The 17,795-nt window shown below is 49.7% G+C and carries 15 protein-coding genes; 9 read left to right on the top strand and 6 right to left on the bottom strand.

What is annotated here, in order from left to right; translation table 11 throughout:
* The first annotated feature begins 13 nt into the window (after positions 1 to 13).
* The gene (locus RBH92_RS13615) at positions 14 to 1,024 is read left to right on the top strand and encodes a metal-dependent hydrolase (protein ID WP_307932538.1); all 1,011 of its coding nucleotides are present in this window, start codon (positions 14 to 16) and stop codon (positions 1,022 to 1,024) included.
* 9 nt (positions 1,025 to 1,033) lie between these two features.
* Here the strand turns inward: RBH92_RS13615 and RBH92_RS13610 are convergent, their stop codons facing one another.
* Positions 1,034 to 1,735 (bottom strand): type 1 glutamine amidotransferase, encoded by a 702-nt coding sequence (locus RBH92_RS13610; RefSeq protein WP_307932537.1) that lies wholly within the window; start codon positions 1,733 to 1,735, stop codon positions 1,034 to 1,036.
* Positions 1,736 to 1,880: 145 nt separating this feature from the next.
* On the opposite strand from RBH92_RS13610, the gene RBH92_RS13605 reads away from it, so the two are divergent.
* Both RBH92_RS13605 and RBH92_RS13600 read left to right on the top strand, forming a co-directional pair.
* Positions 1,881 to 3,263: a DUF2868 domain-containing protein gene (locus RBH92_RS13605; RefSeq protein ID WP_307932536.1), complete on the top strand. Its 1,383-nt coding sequence runs from the start codon at positions 1,881 to 1,883 to the stop codon at positions 3,261 to 3,263.
* A 3-nt stretch (positions 3,264 to 3,266) separates the two neighbouring features.
* Entirely contained in the window at positions 3,267 to 4,670 is a 1,404-nt protein-coding gene (locus RBH92_RS13600; RefSeq protein WP_307932535.1) for a GTPase/DUF3482 domain-containing protein, read from the top strand.
* A gap of 48 nt (positions 4,671 to 4,718) precedes the next feature.
* Here RBH92_RS13600 and RBH92_RS13595 read toward each other — a convergent pair whose 3' ends face one another.
* Positions 4,719 to 5,789, bottom strand: coding sequence for an FAD-dependent oxidoreductase (locus RBH92_RS13595; RefSeq protein ID WP_307932534.1), 1,071 nt, complete (start codon positions 5,787 to 5,789; stop codon positions 4,719 to 4,721).
* A 305-nt stretch (positions 5,790 to 6,094) separates the two neighbouring features.
* On the opposite strand from RBH92_RS13595, the gene RBH92_RS13590 reads away from it, so the two are divergent.
* From RBH92_RS13590 to RBH92_RS13570, 5 genes are all read left to right on the top strand, one after another.
* Positions 6,095 to 6,592 (top strand): peptidoglycan-binding domain-containing protein, encoded by a 498-nt coding sequence (locus tag RBH92_RS13590; protein ID WP_307932533.1) that lies wholly within the window; start codon positions 6,095 to 6,097, stop codon positions 6,590 to 6,592.
* A gap of 410 nt (positions 6,593 to 7,002) precedes the next feature.
* Positions 7,003 to 8,121, top strand: a complete 1,119-nt coding sequence (gene hpnH / locus RBH92_RS13585; protein WP_307932532.1) for an adenosyl-hopene transferase HpnH — start codon at positions 7,003 to 7,005, stop codon at positions 8,119 to 8,121.
* Between the two features lie 48 nt (positions 8,122 to 8,169).
* Complete coding sequence (locus tag RBH92_RS13580) at positions 8,170 to 9,297, top strand: glycosyltransferase (RefSeq protein ID WP_307932531.1); 1,128 nt, start codon at positions 8,170 to 8,172, stop codon at positions 9,295 to 9,297.
* On the top strand, positions 9,275 to 9,913 hold the full coding sequence (locus RBH92_RS13575; protein WP_307932530.1) for an ABC transporter substrate-binding protein: 639 nt from the start codon (positions 9,275 to 9,277) through the stop codon (positions 9,911 to 9,913). The genes RBH92_RS13580 and RBH92_RS13575 overlap by 23 nt, the downstream gene beginning before the upstream one ends.
* A gap of 33 nt (positions 9,914 to 9,946) precedes the next feature.
* Positions 9,947 to 12,613: an MMPL family transporter gene (locus RBH92_RS13570; RefSeq protein WP_307932529.1), complete on the top strand. Its 2,667-nt coding sequence runs from the start codon at positions 9,947 to 9,949 to the stop codon at positions 12,611 to 12,613.
* An 11-nt stretch (positions 12,614 to 12,624) separates the two neighbouring features.
* On the opposite strand, the gene RBH92_RS13565 is transcribed toward RBH92_RS13570, so the two are convergent.
* The 4 genes from RBH92_RS13565 to purM are packed head-to-tail and all read right to left on the bottom strand — an operon-like array spanning position 12,625 to position 16,340.
* Complete coding sequence (locus RBH92_RS13565) at positions 12,625 to 13,887, bottom strand: RsmB/NOP family class I SAM-dependent RNA methyltransferase (RefSeq protein ID WP_307932528.1); 1,263 nt, start codon at positions 13,885 to 13,887, stop codon at positions 12,625 to 12,627.
* Positions 13,888 to 13,915: 28 nt separating this feature from the next.
* Positions 13,916 to 14,632, bottom strand: a complete 717-nt coding sequence (locus RBH92_RS13560) for a DUF3108 domain-containing protein (protein ID WP_307932527.1) — start codon at positions 14,630 to 14,632, stop codon at positions 13,916 to 13,918.
* Entirely contained in the window at positions 14,629 to 15,267 is a 639-nt protein-coding gene (gene purN, locus RBH92_RS13555; protein ID WP_307932526.1) for a phosphoribosylglycinamide formyltransferase, read from the bottom strand. Before purN ends, RBH92_RS13560 begins: the two co-directional genes overlap by 4 nt.
* A 14-nt stretch (positions 15,268 to 15,281) precedes the next feature.
* Entirely contained in the window at positions 15,282 to 16,340 is a 1,059-nt protein-coding gene (gene purM / locus RBH92_RS13550; RefSeq protein ID WP_307932525.1) for a phosphoribosylformylglycinamidine cyclo-ligase, read from the bottom strand.
* Between the two features lie 282 nt (positions 16,341 to 16,622).
* Here purM and RBH92_RS13545 point away from each other — a divergent pair, with 282 nt between their 5' ends.
* A complete protein-coding gene (locus RBH92_RS13545; RefSeq protein ID WP_307932524.1) occupies positions 16,623 to 17,477 on the top strand; it encodes a C1 family peptidase in 855 nt (284 codons plus the stop codon).
* The last annotated feature ends 318 nt before the right edge of the window (positions 17,478 to 17,795 follow it).

The following is a 17,795-nucleotide window of genomic DNA, read 5'->3' as shown; positions in this document are numbered from 1 at the left end:
CAGCTTAATAACTATGGATTTATTGACTCAGGGGTTACTGGGCGCCACGATGGCGCAGTCCGGCGCAAACCGGCAAGAGACGCGAATCGCAACCGGCATTGGTTTTGCCGCCGGTATCGCAGCGGATGTCGATATTTTGATTCAATCGGAAAATGACCCGTTGTTGAATATCGAATTTCACCGGCATTTCACCCATTCGCTGTTTTTTGTGCCGCTCGGCGCCTTGATTGTCGCATTGCTGCTTTGGCCGTTTCTGCGTAAGCGCTTGCCGTTTACCCGGTTGTATCTGTTCACGTTTCTTGGTTACTGCTTGAGCGGCGTGCTGGATGCGTTCACCAGCTATGGCACGAATCTGCTGTGGCCAGCAAGCGATGAACGCGTGGCGCTGAATATCATTTCCGTGCTGGACCCGGCTTTTACTTTGATTTTGCTGATTGCTGGCGCAGTTGCATGGAAGAAATACAGTCATGCCGCAGCGCGAATCGGGCTAGTGCTGGCGGCAGCCTATCTGTCGTTCGGCTGGGTGCAGCTGCAACGCGCCGAGACTGCCGCTACTGCATTGATTACCGAACGCGAGCACCGCGCCGAACGGTTGCTGGTCAAACCGACGCTTGCCAATTTGGTGTTGTGGCGCTCGATTTATGAATTCGACGGCCAATTCCATGTCGATGCGATCCGCGTCGGTTTGTTTTCCGAACCGCGCGTCTATCCTGGAGAATCGGTTGAAAAATTCGTCTTGGAACGTGATTTGAACGGATTGCCGGTTTCATCCGTGCTGGCGCAGGATATCGCGCGCTTCAGTCACTTCTCGTCGGGATACCTCGCCATCCGCCCGCAACAACCGGAGGTGCTGGTCGATGTGCGCTATTCCAATTTACCGACGACGACCGCACCGTTGTGGGGTATCGAAATCGATCCACAGCAACCGGACCGGCATGCGCAATACAAGCTTTACCGCGATTCATCCAAGGTAACACGGGATAAATTTTTGCAATTGTTGCTGGGCGAACATCTGCTGGAATGACCGGCGCATTCATTTCAAATGTGCCGTCCATTTCCGGTACAACTGCTCCGCCACCGCATTCAGGGCGGTTACACGCTCGGGCAAATTCTTCTCGATTTCTTCCAGCGTTTGCACCGACGGTTGATTCAAGCTGGCGAGTTCTTCCGCGCCGACGCTGCACCAATCGATCACCAGCCGCTCGGTCATTTCGACGTGGCATTGCATGCCGAGGTGCATGCCTAGGGCGAAGGCTTGATTGGCACAATACGGGCTGGATAGGATGCAGATGGCATCTTGCGGGATGCTGAACGCTTCGCCGTGCCAGTGAAACGAATTGAAGCCGGTCAGATCGCCGAACCATTCGCGCGCCACCGCATTATCCGGCACCGTGACTTCACCCCAGCCCATTTCCTTGACCGGATTGGCACTAACAACACCTCCAAGTGCTTTGGCCATGAGCTGTCCGCCGAGGCAGTGACCCAGCACCGGCACATCGGCGGCGACCGCTTGACGGATCAGCGACAATTCCTGCCCGATCCAAGGCAGATCGTCGTTGACGCTCATGGTGCCGCCCATGAACACCAGGCCGCTGAATTCATCGATGCTGGCCGGTGGTTTTTCTCCGGCGTCGATTTTAATGAGCCGCCACGGGATATGATTGTTGTCGAGAAATGTGGCAAAATAGCCGGGGCCTTCTATGGGTATGTGTCTAAAAATTGCTACCGGTTTCATGAAATTTCCTGCCATAATTTTGAAAGATTTAATTGCGGATTTTAGCCTGATTTGTGCTAATTTCTGACACCTTTTGCTTCTGACTGTGAATTCCCACTCATGCCACACCCTGCTTTGATTTTTACCATTTGGAATTAACCGGGAAATGTCTGTAAAAAAGTATGCTTTTGCTGATTTGGTGCGCATCGAACAATTGCGAGCGATCGAATCCGCCAAAGCGGAGCAATTATCGTATGCCGGTATCCGCGACATGCCCGGTTCCGTCAACGGAGATTTCAACTATCGTCAGTTTGTTAACCGGCTTACTTTCCGCGCTCAACAGCTAATCCGGGAAAATGCATTGGAGAATGCGCTGCAGCAGCCGGACAAGCAATTTACCCGTGCGCGCTGGATTTGCTGGACGCTCGCGGCGGTTTTAGGCGCGTTGGCCGCCAGCCAGGCTGTCAGCGAATCATCGACATTGAATATCTACTGGCTGCTCGCGGTGCTGCTTGGGTTTAACTCGATTTCTCTATTGCTGTGGGTATCGGGCATGACATTGAACCTGCAAAGCTTGAGCAGCGGTATCGTGGCGCAATTTGTCAGTTGGTGGCCATACCGCCACAAAAAAGAACCGGATGTCCAATCGCTGGCTTCGCATGCTTGGTGGGAAAGTTGTTTAACCGGCACGGTTGGTAAATGGCGCGTCAGTGTTCTGACGCACCAGTTTTGGCTGGTTTACCTGACTGCGGGGTTGATTTTGCTGATCATGATTATGATGGCGAAACAATACAACTTCATCTGGGGCACGACCATTCTGCCGGATAGCGCTTTGCCGCAACTCACGCAAATGCTGGGTAAGCCGCTGGAAGCGTTGGGATTAAAAATACCGGATGATCCGCAAACCATTGCAAGCCGCGTCGGAACAGGTAAGCAGGATGCGGAAACCCGCACGGCATGGGCAGCGTTTTTGATCGGCGCCTTGCTGGTTTATGGAATTTTTCCGCGACTGTTGCTGCTGGGGTTTTCATGGGTTATGCAGCGATGGGCTGAAAGCCGCTTCAAGCTGGATCTTTATTTGCCTTATTACATTGAATTGCGTCAGCGGTTGATGGCGCGCGAAGTTAAAGCCGAAGTCATCGACGCCGATCCGCAAGCCGGTATCAAACCAGCCGAAGTTACCCGGCCGCCGGAACATGTTGCTATTCCTGCCAATGCGCACGCAATTGGTGTGGAATTGGACGACAGCACGGATTGGCCGGAACCGGTTATCTGTCGTCTTAACATTATTGATCAAGATTCGCATGAGCAAGCCATCACGATGATCAGGAGCCTAAGCGTTCCTCTGCTGCTGGGTGTCGCCGCGCATCGCTTACCCGATCGCGGCATACAACGCACGATTAAGGAGCTGGCCGATAGCAGTCATGCAAGACCCTGGTTGATTTTGCTGAACAAACCATCGGCGCCGGTCACGAGCGCGCGTGAATTTGCTTGGTTCCGGCTGGCCGAGGCTTGCGGTATTCCCGCGGAACATGTTATTACGCGATAAATCATGATTGTCAATAATTCCCGGCAAGCGCAAACTGATGCGCTACTCAATATCGCAGTGGTCGGTCATACCAATACCGGTAAGACATCGTTGATCCGCACCATGCTTCGTAGTACCGAATTCGGTGTGATTGAAGATGCCGCGGGCACCACCCGGCATGTGGAACAAGCCACCATCTCAGCCGATCATACCCCCGTTTTGAATTTGTACGACACACCCGGTTTGGAGGATTCCCGGGCATTATTCGCTCATATAAAAAAGCTGCAGGAAAAATCCGCGGCATTGCGGCCACCGCAAGTTCTGGAACAATTCGTTACGCATGTGACTGTCAACGATCCGTTGGAACAAGAGGCGAAAGTCATCCGCCAAGTGTTACGCAGCGACATCTTGTTATACATCATCGATGTCCGAGAGCCATTTCTGGAGAAATACCGTTTGGAACTGGAAGTTCTGACACGAGCGGGAAAACCGATAATCCCTGTCTTCAATTTTATCGCGGGTCACGAACGGGAACTTGGAAAGTGGCGTGAATATTTGTCCGCCTATCAAATGCACACAACGCTGGAATTCGATACAGTCGCTTTTGCATTTGAAGCGGAGAAGCGGTTGTACCAGAAAATGCAATCGTTGCTGGAATCGCATTACAATCATTTACAAAAACTTATCGACTACCGCGCTAAGCTCTGGAATCAGTTGTGCTTGTCGGGCGCCAGGCGGATTGCTGAGCTGATTGTTCAAGTGGCCTGTTATCGTGAAAGTAAAACGGTTAATAATCATGCAATCGCCAATACACTGCTGGAAGACCGGCTGCAGGAATTTGTCCGCAAGGCGGAACAACAGTGTCTACACGATTTATTAACGATCTTCAATTTCTCGGAAAAGGATGTGGCAATTCAAAATATCCCTGTCAGCAATGGCCAATGGCAATTGGATATTTTCGCGCCGGGCATTCTTAAAGCTTATGGATTGGATGTGGGCAGCGCGGCCGCCAAAGGTGCCGCTGCCGGTGCCGGTATTGATTTGATGGTGGGCGGCATGAGCCTCGGCGCCGCCAGTGCATTGGGCGCGTTGGCAGGTGCCGGCTGGTCCACCTTCAAACGCTATGGCGATGAAATTAAAGCGACTGTCAAAGGCACCCAATGGCAATGCGCCGATGAAACCACGGTGCAGATTTTGTATTTGCGCCAGAAGCACTTGTTGAAGAAATTGATGCATCGCGGTCATGCCGCGCAAGATACGCTGCAAGTGGATAAAGCGGATACCGAAAAATTGCCGGATCAGTGGCAAAAGATGATCAGTACCTTGCGGCAGAATCCCTCGTGGCGGGAGCCTTCACCTGCCCGCAATGGCAATGCGCAATTTCAGCAATTGGAAACTAAACTGGTTGCGGCGTTGCTGGATGCTTAGCCAGTTGTATACAACTTCGCGGATTTATAACGATTTGCAGCATCCGGCTCAGGTGTTGTTATCCGGTAATGATGACTGATAGCGTGCCATAAACGAACGGTCTATCCAGTTTTTCCAATGCCATACCCACTTGCCTTGGACAAAAAAACTTCCCCAGGAAGCAACGGCATAACGATCACCAGTGGTTAATAGGCTTAAGTAGCGCCGTTGGGGTTTATAAGGAGAAAGCGGCTGGTTCTTTATCAGCGCGGCGATATTCTTCGCCAGTATCGGTCCCTGCCGTACCGCATATATCCCGGCTTTGGGCAATGGAGCCGGCGTAAACGATGCCGCATCTCCACTGGTGAAAATTTCCGGATGAGAAATGCTGCGAAGATACTGGTCCACCAGGACGAAACCCTTTTTGTCGCATTGGATGCCGCTTTCTTTCAACCAAGGCGGCGCTGTTGCATGAATGCACCAGGCGGCGAAGTCGTAATGCAGGGCAGTTTGGTCATCGAGTAATAACTGCTGCCGGTCAATCGCTATGACCCGCTTTCCACGGATGACCGTAATTCCCGATGATTGTAGATATCGGTCAAAAAAGTTCCGTGCTTGCTGGTTATGCGTACTGAGAATTTGTCGATCGGCGCACACTAACGTGAAGTCCGATCGTTTTGGGTACCGGCGGGATATTTTGTAATGCATTGCCAGTAGTATTTCGATCCCGGCAGCGCCTCCACCGATTACCACTACGCGCTGCGGCCGAAGGGAATTCCGGTCGGATTCGAGCCAAGATTGCCATCCTTGAATAAAATTTTTTATCGGTTTCACAGGGTGGCCATATTCAGTAGCACCATGAATTTGGTGGAGTGCCGGTTGAGAGCCCGTATTGATAGACAGTAAATCATAATGCACAGGGGGATGCTGATCACAAACAACCTGTTTGGTTTGAAGATCCATTGCTTGGATTTGACCGCTGACAAATTGCGCTCCTGCCCATCGGCAAAGTTTCATTAAATCAATGTGGCAATCCTTAAATGCATAGTGTCCCGCGATCAATCCTGGGATCATTCCTGAATAGGGTGTCAACGCATCCGGACTGATAAGCGTTAGACTTGCGCCTGGTATCGGGTGCATTCCAAACTGCTTGATAACGGCAATATGGCTATGTCCGCCGCCAATTAAGCATATGGCTCTTTTATTTTTTGTGGTGTTAAACTCCTCATTAGTCAATTTTTTTTTCGATTGCGTTATGATTAGAAAAGTGTGATAGTTCACATCGCAGCATGATGCGTCAGTTCATGACGCTATAAATATAACAATTAAATGAATATGGTTTCGTAGATTATTCGAAAACAGACGGAAGATAAAAAGGCTTTTCATTGGAATGCGTAGCTTACGCAATTTAATGATTTTTTTGAAATTTTTCATGGAGAATAGTAATGAGAATTAGTAAAACCAATAAATTTACAACTTACACGATGCTTTTTTTGGCTGTAGGATTGTTATTTGGTTGTAAACCTATTTTTGAAAAAAAACCACTTCCTCCCAAAGATGATCAAGCAGCAACTGCACCCGCAACACCAGCGGCAGAACCAGCGCCAACGCCTGCTGCAGAATCAACGCCAATTGAAGATGTACAAAGTCTAGAAAGCATCGAATCAACCGACGAAGCTGCCGCTGCAATTGAAGAAGAATCCGCCAGTGTTGCTGCTGTGGAAGTAGCGGATGATGGTGATGATATTGTCAAAACAACCCCGGCATTGATGAAAAAAATTCAGCAAGCGCTCGTGGATGCGGGATTGAATCCCGGGCCTGTTGACGGAGTAAGTGGCGCCAAAACTGTTGCCGCGATTGAAAGCTTCCAGAAACAAAATGACATTACTCCCGGGAAAATAACCAAAAGAACACTCCGTACACTCGGTGTTGCGTTCGAATAATACGTCACGCTTTATTGCTGCATTACTTACACCAAGAGCCCACGGTTCTTGGTGTGTTGTTTTGTCCCATAAAAAGTCACGATTGATCTGTTTTTTTGATAGTTGTCCGTAATAAATCCACTGACCTGATATAAAATATTTGCTATGGAAGGGTTCATGTTCTATAGTGGGGTCTGGAGTGCTGATTCTAATGCCTTTTCAGATAATTATAATGCTGTAGATGTTTAAAAAATCCAGATCGCTTTTATATTTACTGCAGCATCTTTTTCAGTATTCAAGAAGCCATGTAGCAAAAACAGATCGCTTGTCTGCTAGCGCTTATTGAGCGAGCTTTGCTTTTCAGGTTTTTTTCGTGCCAAAAATTTTTTGGTCATTCATTTGCATTTGAAGTATTTTGGGAGGTTATATTCATGGGTGTTCCTTTACGCCAACAAATAGCGGTCGGTACTTATCTAATCAAGCAAAAGATAAGAGGGGTTAAAAAGTATCCGTTGGTGCTGATGCTTGAACCGTTGTTTCGCTGTAATCTAGCTTGCGCCGGGTGTGGAAAAATCGCTCATCCGGAAGATGTTCTTGATCAGCGGCTTTCCTATGAAGAGTGTATGCAAGCCGTTGACGAATGCGGCGCTCCGATGGTTTCGATCCCCGGTGGCGAGCCGTTGTTGCACAAGGAGATGCCGCAAATTGTCGCCGGCATCATCAAGCGCAAAAAGTATGTTTATTTGTGTACCAATGCATTGCTGTTGAAGAAGCGAATTGACGACTACACACCTTCTCCTTATTTGACGTTTTCCATTCATCTGGATGGCATGAAAGAGCGCCATGATGCTTCGGTTTGTCAGGAGGGTGTTTTTGACCGGGCCGTTGAAGCAATCAAATTAGCCTTGGAAAAAGGATTCCGGGTTACCGTGAACTGCACGCTTTTTCAAGGTGAAACCCCTGAAGATGTTGCGGAATTTCTTGATTACGCCATGGAGCTCGGGGTTGAAGCAGCGACTATCGCACCCGGATTCAGTTATGAAAAAGCACCCAAGCAGGATGTTTTCATCAAAAGCCAGGATACCAAAAAACTGTTCCGCGGTATTTTTGAATTGGGTAAGAAACTGAAACGTAAATGGCGCTTAAATCATTCCGCACTGTATCTGGATTATTTGGCAGGCAATCAAAATTATAATTGTACGCCTTGGGGTAATCCGACCCGCAATGTATTCGGCTGGCAAAAGCCTTGCTATTTATTATCTGACGAAGGGTATGCCAAAACATTTAAAGAACTTCTGGAAGACACTCCTTGGGAAAAATACGGTACCGCCAATAATCCCAAATGCGCGCAATGCATGGCACACTGCGGATACGAAGCCACCGCTGTTGAAGACACGTTGACGCATCCATGGAAGGCGCTGATAACTTCGATCAAAGGTCCCAGAACAACCGGACCGATGGTTGAGGAGCCCGCTCCGAAATGGGCGGCAGAAGGCACTCAAGCTGCTAAAAAACTCTCTGACATTACCGTGTCAGTAATCAATAAGTAAACAGGAAAATTACGCATACTTTTTGGTCTACTGAATGCAGGAATCAGAGTGGTTTTAGTTTTATATTTGTCAATTTTTGGCGCAATATGCTGGTGGTCATTGGTTTTTTTGCCCTGGAAACCCTGGAGCACCCGGGAAAAAATAGAAGTTCAACAAACAGTGGTATTGAATGAAGCGTTGCAGGATATTACTGTGCTTGTTCCGGCCCGTAATGAAGGCCCTTATATTCAGCACACTCTCAGCGGTATTCAATCCCAAGGGTGTGAAATGGCTATCATCGTGATTGATGATCAATCGTCAGATAATACTGCCGAGCAGGCTATCCGATGCGGAGCGACGGTTATCCCGGGCGTCGCGCCGCCAGCAGGCTGGAGTGGTAAATTATGGGCCTTGGAGCAAGGTTTAAGAGCAGTCAAAACGCCTTATACCTTATTGCTGGATGCTGACATTGAGCTTGCGCCGGGAATAGTTTCAGCGTTGCATCAAAAAGCCCGCCAAGAAAATCTTGCATTGGTATCGCTGATGGCAGAGCCGCCGATGCTGAATTTTATCGAACGTTTGCTAATGCCCGCTTTTATTTTCTTTTTTAAGCTGTTGTATCCATTTGCATTAGCAAACAAACCCGCGTCGCGAATAGCAGCTGCAGCAGGCGGTTGTATTCTAGTCGAAACCCAAGCGCTACGATTGGCGGGGGCTTTTTCAAGCCTACAAGACGCCTTGATCGATGACTGCACGCTAGCCGCCCATATCAAACGTGCTGGCTTGCGGACTTATTTGGGGCTCAGTCGCGCCGCGCGGAGTCACCGCGGGTATCCTGGATTAAAGCCGATTTGGGAGATGGTTGCCCGAACCGCTTTTACGCAGCTAAGATATTCGATAACCTTACTGCTCATCTGCACATTGATTATGATCGCCATGTTTTGGGCAGCTCCTTTCGCATTTGTGATTGTGCCAGCACAAGAGATTTTCCTGATGTGCCTGCTGGTCTGGGCTGCCATGTTTTTTACCTATTTACCAACCTTAACTTATTATCAGCGTTCTCCCTTCTGGTGTTTGGGATTGCCTGTCATCGGTACTTTATATCTGGCGATGACTTGGACATCAGCTCTGCGTTACTGGCGCGGAGAACGCGCGAGCTGGAAAGACCGCCGCTATGAAAGCAAAACAAACAGTTAATATCCTTGAGTGGTGCTTGATGCTGGTTATGCTGTTGCCGATTTCAGCGGCACTCAGTGCCGCTGAATCAGAAACCAGAAATCCGGAACAAGTGATTCAATACCTGCAATCATCGTTACTGCACGTCATGCAGGATGGCGAGAAACTTGGTTACGACGGGCGGTACAAATACCTGGAACCGGTGATTGATCAATCCCACGACGTCGATCTTATTATCAAGACAATCCTGGGCGCGACATATTGGTCGCAATTAGACGCGACGCAACAAAATCTGATGGTGGAGACATTTCGTCAGCTCAGTATCGCTACCTATGCCGGACGTTTTACGCATCATGAAGGCGAGCAGTTCCGGATTATTGAACAGCGCGATTTACCACGTGACCAGGTTCTGGTGCGCAGCCAGTTAACTCAGTCTGATGGCGGAACGGTGAATTTTGATTATGTGCTCCATCAAGACCAAGGCCACTGGCGGATCACCAATATCCTATTTGACGGTGTCAGCGACCTGGCAATCAAGCGCGGTGAATATCGCGCCATACTCCAACGCAGCGGTTTTCAAGCGTTAATCGATATGCTGAAGGAGAAAATCACATCGACCCGGCTGAATCCGCAATGAGGTCTGTTCATTCTTTTGCAAACGCTGTAAAACGTGCCTAGCTCACAAAGCTTTAGCGTCCGGTTTTTTTCACGCTGGGTTATTTTTTCGTATCGGTATGCGGTTTGGATTATTCTATTAATCCTGGCGCTTACAACGTTCAGCACGCTTTATACCGCCGAAAATCTTGGCGTTCATACCGACACCACCGATATGCTCTCCGAGGAAGTTCCCTTCCGCGCAAACCATATCCGCTATATCCACTCATTTCCGCAGCATGAAGATACACTTCTGCTGGCGTTGAATGCCCCTACTCCCGAGCAGGTGCACGAGGCTGCCAAAGCATTCACTGTTTTTCTGAATAATGATCATCCGCATTTCTCCGGCATTCATTATTTGGCGGGCGAGCCATTCCTCGAGAAGAACGGTTTATTTTTTAAAGACCTGGATGAGCTAGGCCGCATTTCCGACTATCTGGCAGCGGCTCAGCCGTTGATTGCCCGTATCGCGGAAAGCCCGACGCTTTATACGTTTTCTGCCGTCCTGACGGATGCTGCGGAGGAATTGCGCAAAGGCCGGAAACTCGATCTGGAACCCGTCTTCAGCGCTGTCAGTGCGACACTGGACGCCCGGATCGCGGGCCAATCCCGCGCCCTATCCTGGCAAGCCTTATTGGGCGGTGAAGCGCAAAAAAGTACCTATCAAGAACTGATTATCGCCAAACCCAAGCTAGACTATTCGCAAATTTTTGCCGCGGAAGAACCCATCAATGCTATCCGGATGGAAGCCGAAAAGATGGGATTCGCCCCCGATGCGGTAAAAAATCTCCGCATTACCGGTGAGGTGGCATTGGCGCATGACGAACTCAACAGCGCGATGTACGGAGCTCAGGATGCCGGCCTGCTGGCATTGGTTCTGGTGGCCGCGGTGTTATTGCTGGCTTTTCGTTCAGCCGGCGCTATCGTCACGGTGATCATCGCTCTGATTCTCGGATTATTATTGACGGCGGCATTTGCAACCGTTGCCGTCGGGCATCTCAACTTGATTTCAATTGCATTTGCGGTGCTATATATCGGTCTTGGGGTCGACTATGCGATTCATTTCCTGCTGCGGCTGGAAGAACTGCGAGACCCTGAGCAATCTTTCTCGGAAGCGTTGAATCACACTGGCGGTGATATGGGGCAATCGCTGCTATCCTGTGCGATCACAACAGCGATCGGTTTCTATGCTTTCATGCCGACCACGTATCGCGGTGTTGCAGAGCTAGGCTTGATTTCCGGCACCGGTATGCTGATCAGTTTCCTGATCACGATGACATTGATACCTGCGTTACAAAGAATTTTTCCGGTGAAGACAAGAAAATTACCGGATTCGGCCCAATCCATTAATCATGTATTGGATTTGCCCAGACATTCGCGCAAACTGATCTATTTCTTGACCGTGGCGGCGATTGCAGCTTCTATCTTGGCGTTGCCGAAAATCAGATTCGACTACAACTTACTGAATTTGAATAATCCTCGTGCGGAATCTGTGCAGACATTCCAGGAGTTGCTGGGGAGTGCCGAAGATTCTCCTTGGCATATCAATATTTTAGTGAATGATTCTGAAGAAATCGAACCGATTGTGAAACGCGTCAGCGCGTTGCCGGAAGTTAAAAGCGTGATCAGCATGCTGGATCTGGTTCCGCAACAGCAAGAAGACAAAAGTTTATTGATCGAGGAAATGGCGATGATTCTGGGGCCAGTGTCGTTTTCACCGACGGCATTCCTGATCGCCGATCACTATACGGTTGCGGAACAGCGGGGTGCGTTGGATCGATTGAGAATCGCGCTTGAACGTTTAGTCGATGAACAGCCGGAGCACGTGGTCGCCAATTCTGCCGGGAAATTGCAGGCATCCCTTGCGAATTTATTGTTGCATTTGGAAAAACTCTCCGATGCGAGCGATGGGGGTGATACAAAGGCCCGGGTGCTTCGCGCGCTCAACGATGATTTATTGAGCTTACTGCCAGGTTCGATTCAACGCCTGCAATTGGCGCTTTCGGCACAACCGTTTGGCGAAGATGCGCTACCCGTATCGATCAAGGAGCTCTGGCAGGGCAGTGACGGCGTTTATCGCATTGCTGTTTACCCGCAGGAAAACATCAATGATAACGATGCGCTGCGCCGGTTTGTCCGTGCCGTGCAAGAAATCGCGCCGTCTGCCACCGGGATTCCGGTGATTAGCCTGGAAGCCGGCGAAGCTGTCGTGGATGCTTTTATCCATGCGTTTACTTTGGCGCTATTGGGTGTTGTCGTGGCGCTGTGGATCATGCTCAGAAGCATCGCTTCGACGGTGCTGGTATTGATACCGTTACTGTTGTCAGCGTTGTTCACTTGCGCCGGTACCGTTTTGCTGAATTTGCCTTTCAATTTTGCCAATATCATTGCGTTGCCGCTGCTACTCGGCATCGGTATCGACAGTAGCTTGCACATGGTGCACCGGAGCCGTTCCGGCGTTGTTTATGAGAGTCTGCTGCATACCAGTACCGCGCGCGCCATTTTTTATAGCGCATTGACCACGCTGGTTGGATTCGGCAGCCTGGTGTTTTCCATGCACCAGGGTACTTCCAGCATGGGGCTGTTGTTGACGATCGGTTTGCTGATAACGATCGTTTGCGTACTGATTATTTTGCCGGTATTGCTGCAATCAGCGGACAAACAACAAGGAAATCCTGCGTAACCGTTTTCCGGCTAGTGATCGCTGGCGTGCTCCAGCGCTGCGGCAAAAAAGCCGTCGGTTTGATGTTGCTTAGGAAATAATTGCAAGAATTCGCCGGTATCCAAAGGGATTTTTTGCTGTGCCAGGATTTCGGCGCAATTCAGGAGTCTGAATTGCGGGTGCGTTTCAAGAAAAGCCTGCACCACTTGCTGGTTTTCTTCCGGCAGAAAGCTGCAGGTGGCATATACCAAGCGTCCGCCCGGTTTGAGCAAAGCCGCGGCGGCAGCCAGAATTGCCGCTTGTTTAGCTTTTAGTTCCTCAATGCTTTGCGGTGATTGACGCCATTTCAAGTCGGGGTTGCGGCGCAACGTGCCAAGCCCGCTGCATGGCGAATCGACCAATACCCGGTCAATCTTTCCGGATAAGCGTTTGATCTTAAGATCGTTCTCGTTTTCTATCCGTTGCGCGTGCAGATTCGACAAACCGGAACGCTTGAAGCGCGGCTTCAGGTTGTTCAGCCGTTTTTCTGATACATCAAAAGCATACAGCCGCCCTTTGGAATTCATCAGAGCTCCCAGCAATAAGGATTTGCCGCCGGCTCCGGCGCAAAAATCAACGATCATTTCGCCGCGTTTGGGCGCCAGCAAATAACCCAGTAATTGACTGCCTTCGTCTTGAACTTCGATTTTTCCCGATAAAAACAAGGCATGGCGATTAATCGCCGGTTTACCGGTCAAACGGATACCGCATGGCGAGTAGAGCGCCGCTTGTGCCGGAATGCCTTCTTGCTGAAAGATGTCAAGCACTTCGGCGCGTTTTGCGAGCAGCGTATTTACTCGCAAATCAAGCGGTGCGGGCTTTTGCAGCGATAAGCCGAGATCCAGAATTTCGTTATCAGGCATAAACGCCTGCAATTTTTCCACGAGCCACGCCGGGAATTCCGCTTGAATCGCCAGCGGCAAAGTATCCACCTTAACGGCCTTGATTTCGGTGAGCCACCTCGCTTCCGTTTCGCTCACCAGGGGTGCCAGTTCACGCAAATTGGTTCCTTGAAACTTGACGAGATAAGCCAATACCAGCGCACGGGGGGTCGGCAGTTCCGTCAGGCTTTCGAGAAAAAAACGGTGGCGCAGAATGCCGAAAACCGTTTCAGCAATGACAGCACGATCTTGCGCGCCCAGCATGGAGTGATCCTGAAAATGACGCCGCAGGATTGCATCGGCAGGGTATTCCAAAGGCAACACGGCACGCGTGGCAACAACCACTGCGTCAAATTGAGAAGGAGTTAAGCGCATGAATGATTGAATATTTCTGAGAATAGCATTACTGTTGCGGTTTATAGCGGATATTAATGCCGCTGACTATTTTCTCGATTTCGCGGCCGTTTTCTTCGACCGAAACGATCCGCACCGGCAACATGTGATTGTTCAAGGCTAGCCATAATTTTCTTTTCAGCTTGGAACCTTTTTCTTCCTGACGGGTTAACACGATCGTTTTGATTGCGCCCAGCCGTGTATCGAGAATTTCTTCAGTTATGGTGAAACGCGATAACTGCACGTCATGACCATTGGTTACGTAACGTTCCACGTGTTTTTGGGGAAGCGTGGCAAACATAAAGTTATACGACAAGCTCAGACGATCCAGCGTACCGTACGGCAGCTTTGTCGTTATTTCATGACCCATGTGATTGAGCGTGATACTGTGATCGGCCCAATCGAAAACAGCCAGGCTGGGTATTTTTTTTCCACGCTTTTCGTAAGCACGGGTCGGCTGCAAACCTTGTTCAGTAATAAAGCCTTCGCTATGGCGCACGATTCTATTCGGCTCGATCAACTTGTACATGCCGGTCGCTTGCGCGACGCTATTGATAGAATAACGATAATGATCGCCGGTATGACGAATTTCCATGACTTCACTGATTTCACCTTCCCCGATATCGGTTATCACGTGATAGTTGATTTCAATCCGGGACGGTATTTCCGTCGCGTAAACCGGGGAACCGAGCAGCCATAGAATTAAAAACAATGCCGCACGTTTCATTCGGATAGCTCCGGCGAATAGAGCGCTGTTTCGATGGCGCCGGCATTCAACACTTCCACGCGGTTATCGGTCAGCCGGATGCAGCCGTCCATAAACCAGCGCACTGCTTGCGGGTAAATGCGGTGTTCCAGCGCCAACACACGGTTGGCCAGCATTTGTTCGGTGTCGCCCGGCAATACCGGAATCGCGGCTTGAATTACGATCGGCCCATGGTCCAGCGCCGGCGTGACGAAATGAACCGTGCAACCGTGGATCTTGACGCCTTCTTGCAATGCCCGCGCGTGGGTGCCCAGACCGGGAAACGCCGGGAGTAAGGAAGGGTGAATATTCATTAACCGGCCCTGATAACGTTGTACAAAGCAATCGCTCAGTATACGCATGAAACCGGCCAGTGCAACCAATTCCGGTTTGCAGGCATCAATTTTTTCCGCCAAGGCGGCATCAAAAGTTTCCCGATCCGGAAAAGAGCGGTGATCCAGAACAGCCGTTGCAACGCCATGCTTTCTGGCAATTTCCAGCCCGGCCGCATTGGGATTATTAGAGATCACCGTAATGCTATCCAAAGGATAACCGGCTTCCAGCAGCGCTTGCATATTGCTGCCGCGGCCTGAAATCAGGATCACTAAAGATTTCATCGGGGGACGAATCACTACACCAATACGGTAGCTGCTTGATTAGTCATACGTGGTTTAATTTCACCGATTTGCCACGCGGTTTCGCCATTTGCACGCAAACTGTCGAGCGCATCAGCCCCATGCTCGGGCGCAACCACGACGATCATGCCGATACCGCAATTAAACACACGCGCCATTTCCGCATCTTCCACGTTGCCTTGTTGTTGCAGCCATTGAAACAACGGCGGCATCCGCCAAGTGTCTTTTTGTAAAACCGCCGTGAGCGAATCCGGCAAAATGCGCGGCACATTTTCCACCAATCCGCCGCCGGTAATGTGGGCCAAGCCTTTCACTGGAAATTTCTTGATCAATGCCAGTACCGGCTTCACATAAATGCGCGTCGGCGCCATGATGGCATCGGCCAGTGTTTGATCGTGAAAATCCATCGATAAATCGGCGCGGCTGTTTTCGATAATTTTACGAATCAGCGAATAGCCGTTCGAATGCGCGCCGCTTGATGCGATGCCCAGCACGCAATCGCCGGCTTTGATCGACGCGCCGCTGATGATTTGATCTTTCTCGACAGCACCTACGGCAAACCCGGCCAAATCGTATTCATCATGCGGATACATACCCGGCATCTCCGCCGTTTCACCGCCGATCAAAGCGCAACCAGCCAGTTCGCAACCTTTGGCAATGCCGCCGACCACTTGGGTCGCAGTTTCCACATTCAATTTGCCGCAGGCGAAATAATCCAGGAAAAACAACGGTTCCGCGCCTTGCACCAGAATATCGTTAACGCTCATCGCCACCAGATCAATGCCGATGGTGTCGTGGCGGTTGAGCTGGAACGCCAGCTTCAGCTTGGTGCCCACGCCATCGGTGCCGGACACCAGCACCGGATTACGGTATTGCTTGGAAATCTCGAACAACGCGCCGAAACCGCCGATGCCGGTCAGAACTTCGGAGCGTAAGGTACGCTTGGCAAGTGGTTTGATATTTTCCACCAGGCGATCGCCGGCATCGATATCGACACCGGCGTCGCGATAAGAAAGATGATTGGTATCAGGGTGATTGGAATTGCTGGAAGTCAAGTTGAACTCTCAAACGAATAAAGGGTTTGCATTAGGCGCAAACGCAATTTTACCGCAAATGCCCGGCCCGTATGGCACGGAAATTAGCGATCAGCATCGCTTAATTTACTTTACTTCAGTACTCCAAGGGATTAGACTGATAATTCAACTGAAGATATGTTATTAAGTGCATGATAGATTAGCAGTTTCTGTAATTTTTGCCAACCGGGTATAACGTTCAAGGCCCGGTGTAAACGCTGTACCCGTGAAGCAATTGATCCACTTAATTTTTGGAGATTAAAAATGAAATCAATTCATGGTCTTAGTTTGGGGTGGCATAGAGAATTACCGGATATGCGCGATCATACGCAATCGACCGAATCCGTCGCCAAAGTACTGGCAAAATCGTCACCGTTAAAGAAAGCAGCGAAATCGCTACCGGCCAGCGTCGACTTGCGCAAATATTGCTCGCCGATCGAGGATCAGGGATCGATCGGCTCCTGCACTGCGCATGCTGGAGTGGGAATGGTCGAATATTTTGAACGCCGCGCTTTCGGCAAACACATCGACGCCTCGCGCCTGTTTCTCTACAAAGTCACACGTCAATTGATCGGTTTTACCGGTGACGACGGCGCCTACTTGCGCGATACCATGAAAGCGCTGGTATTGTTCGGCGTGCCGCCGGAAAAATATTGGCCGTACGACGTCAAACGTTTCAACGACGATCCTTCCAGCTTTTGTTTCTCTTATGCGCAGAGTTATCAAGCGATCAATTATTACCGGCTCGATCCGCCCGGCGCCTCAACCAGCACATTGCTGGCAAATGTCAAAAAAAGCTTGGCAGCCAATCTCCCGGCGATGTTCGGTTTCTCCGTCTATAGCTCGATGCCCGGCGGCGGTGATGGCAAAGGGGAAATTCCCTATCCCGGCAAGGGCGACACGCTGGAAGGCGGTCATGCAGTACTGGCGGTCGGTTACGACGACCAGAAAAAAATCGGCTCCACCAAAGGCGCGTTATTAATCCGCAACTCATGGGGAAAGGATTGGGGCGATCACGGCTATGGCTGGTTGCCGTACGCGTACATTGAGGATGGGTTGGCTGACGACTTCTGGTCGCTGGTCAAAGCGGAATTTGTCGACAGCGATTTGTTTAAGTAAATCGTTTTTTTAAGAATCCCATAGATAAAATTTATGTAATCAATAGTTTATTATCTATTCCTATGAATGAAAAGTGAGTGGTTTCAGCATTTAAGATCAGTTTTGTGAATTTTATGTAAATTTTTTGTGAATATTTTGTGAACTTTTGTGATTCCTGGTTGCCTCATTATTTGTTTTTAACTGACTATCAATGAGGAGAGAATCTTGGAAAGATTAGGAAATGCTTATTTTGCAATTATATTTATTCTGTTTATGCTGATTACACTGGAATCATTCTCGTAAGCAGTAATCGTTAATTTGAAATAGAGCATTTGCATA

The sequence above is a fragment of the Nitrosomonas sp. sh817 genome, assembly GCF_030908545.1.
Taxonomy (GTDB): domain Bacteria; phylum Pseudomonadota; class Gammaproteobacteria; order Burkholderiales; family Nitrosomonadaceae; genus Nitrosomonas.
Note: the sequence above shows the minus strand (reverse complement) of the source record. Positions and strands in the feature narration are given on the sequence as shown.